This window comes from Synechococcus sp. BA-120 BA3 (assembly GCF_034931285.1).
Classification (GTDB): Bacteria; Cyanobacteriota; Cyanobacteriia; order PCC-6307; family Cyanobiaceae; genus Cyanobium.
On the sequence record NZ_JAYGHZ010000147.1, the window covers coordinates 1 to 2128 of the forward strand.

Genomic DNA, 2128 nt, shown 5'->3' on the forward strand with positions numbered 1-2128 from the left:
GCACCGCCAGGGTGGCGCTGCGCAGCGACAGCACCAGGGGCGACAGGCCCGGGGCGGCCTCCATCAGGGGACCCGCTGGGGCAAGGGCTCGAAGCCGTCCTGTCGGAACCGGGCCAGGGCAGCGGCGGTTCCCAGGGACCGCAGGTAGGCCAGGGCCAGCCGGGGCTGGCGACTGCTGCGCAGCACCGCACCGCTGGTGCGGATCGGGGCGTGGCTGGCGAGCGGGGCGGTGGCCACCACCCGCAGGCCCGCCAGCTGCACCGCATCGCTGCGGTACACGAAACCGGCGTCCACGTTGCCGTCGGCCACCGCCCGGGCCACGGCCCGCACCGACCCCAGGGGCACCAGCTTCGGGGCCACGGCCGCGCTCAGGCCGAAATGGTTCAGCACCTGGCGGGCGTAGTCGCCGGCCGGCACGGTGCCGTCACCGATGGCGATGCGCCGCACCCCGGGGCCCGCCAGTCCCGCGATGTCCAGGGGGCGCCGTGGCGTACGGGCCGGCACCACCAGCACCAACCGGTTACCGAGCACATCCCGGCGGCTGCCCGCCAGCAACAGACCCGCCTGCTCCAGGCTGTCCATCGGCCGGACGCCGGCGGAGAGGAACACATCCGCCGGCGCCCCCTGCTGGATCTGCTGACCCAGCAGCCCGGAGGCGCCGAAGTTGAACCGGGGCGGCGCCGCCCCCTGGCCCCTGGCGAAGGGAACGGCCAGGGCCTGCAGCGGCCCCGAAAGGCTGGCCGCCGCACTCACCAGCAGCGGTGGGGCCGCCGCCCTGGCCCTGCCCTCCCGTCCGCCCGCCGCGGCCACCAGGGCGCCGACGAGCAGAGGTCCGGCCAGCAGGGTCGCCGCCGCTGCGCGCCGGAGCAGGGGGGTGGCCATCGGCGGCGCAGTCGGCGGCCTCAGAAGGGTATCGGCATCGCCACATCGGCCGGCGACGGGGCGCAGGACGGCACCCGCTCCTGCACCACGGCCCCCACCACCACGATCGAGGGGGAGGCGAAGGCCTCAGCCTCCACCCGGTCGGCGAGCACCTCCAGGGTGGCCACCAGCTGCCGCTGGCCCCGCACGGTGCCCTGCTGGATCACGGCGGCGGGGGTGCTGGGGGCCAGTCCGCCCGCCACCAGCTCCGCGACGATGTGGCGCAGGTTGTGCAACCCCATGTAGATCACCAGGCCATCGCTGCTGCGGGCCAGGCCGCGCCAATCGACGCCAGGACGGCGCTTGTCGATCTCCTCGTGGCCGGTCACGAAGGTGACGCTGGATCCGGCCCGCCGGTGGGTCACCGGAATGCCGGCATAGGCGGGGGCGGCGATGCCGGCCGTCACCCCCGGCACCACCTGCACCGGGATCCCGTGGGCCGCCAGGTGCGCCGCCTCCTCACCGCCGCGGCCGAACAGGAACGGATCGCCCCCCTTGAGGCGGACGATCAGGCGACGGCGGCCGGCCAGCTCGCGCAGCACCGCGTTGGTGCTGGGCTGGGGCACCGAATGGTGGCCGCGGCGCTTGCCCACGAAATGGCGCTCGCAACCCTCTGGCACCAGATCCAGCAGGGCGGTGGGCACCAGAGAGTCGTAGACGAGGGCGTCGCACTGCTGCAGCAGCCGGTGGGCCCGCAGGGTCAGCAGGTCCGGATCCCCCGGGCCCGCCCCCACCAGGTACACGGTCCCGGGGCCGTCATCGACGCGGAGGGCCAGGGTCTCGTCGGTCATGGCTCCGTCATGGCAGTGCCATCAGGGCCTCCAGCACCACGGCCCGGAACCGGGGGCGCTGCAGCAGCGGCAGGCCCAGCGACGGCGGCAGGGCGTCGGTGAGCCGGTTGGCCGCCAGGGCCAGGGGCAGGGCGGTACCAGGCTGGGGCAGCGGAGCATCCTCGGGATTGGGGGCACTGTATGGAGTGGCGCGGCAGCGGCCACCGGTGACGGCCTCCAGGTGGGCCAGGAACGCCGCCCCCAGCGGCCCCTCCAGCGGGTGATGCAGGAGCCAGCGTCCCGCCGGCGCAGGGGGTCCGCCCGCCTCGAGAGCCGCCTCCACCTCCGTATTCGACAAAGGGGAGGTCAGCGTCATCAAACGGCGAACCGTGAGCGGCATGGTCCAGTCAATGGCGCCTATACACATCTCCGATCCC

3 protein-coding genes are annotated in these 2128 nt (G+C 74.7%); all 3 read right to left on the minus strand.

The genetic code is table 11. The features are described from left to right. Window positions 1-63: 63 nt before the first annotated feature. From modA to VB737_RS06675, 3 genes are read right to left on the minus strand one after another with little or no spacing between them, the layout of a single operon-like run. Window positions 64-882 carry a molybdate ABC transporter substrate-binding protein gene (gene modA / locus VB737_RS06665; protein ID WP_500312151.1) on the minus strand — a complete coding sequence of 273 codons (819 nt, stop codon included), beginning with the start codon at window positions 880-882 and terminating at the stop codon, window positions 64-66. 20 nt (window positions 883-902) lie between these two features. Continuing rightward, window positions 903-1712, minus strand: coding sequence for a uroporphyrinogen-III C-methyltransferase (gene cobA, locus VB737_RS06670; protein ID WP_500312152.1), 810 nt, complete (start codon window positions 1710-1712; stop codon window positions 903-905). 7 nt (window positions 1713-1719) lie between these two features. Continuing rightward, the gene (locus VB737_RS06675; RefSeq protein WP_500312153.1) at window positions 1720-2067 is read right to left on the minus strand and encodes a hypothetical protein; all 348 of its coding nucleotides are present in this window, start codon (window positions 2065-2067) and stop codon (window positions 1720-1722) included. Window positions 2068-2128: the final 61 nt, after the last annotated feature.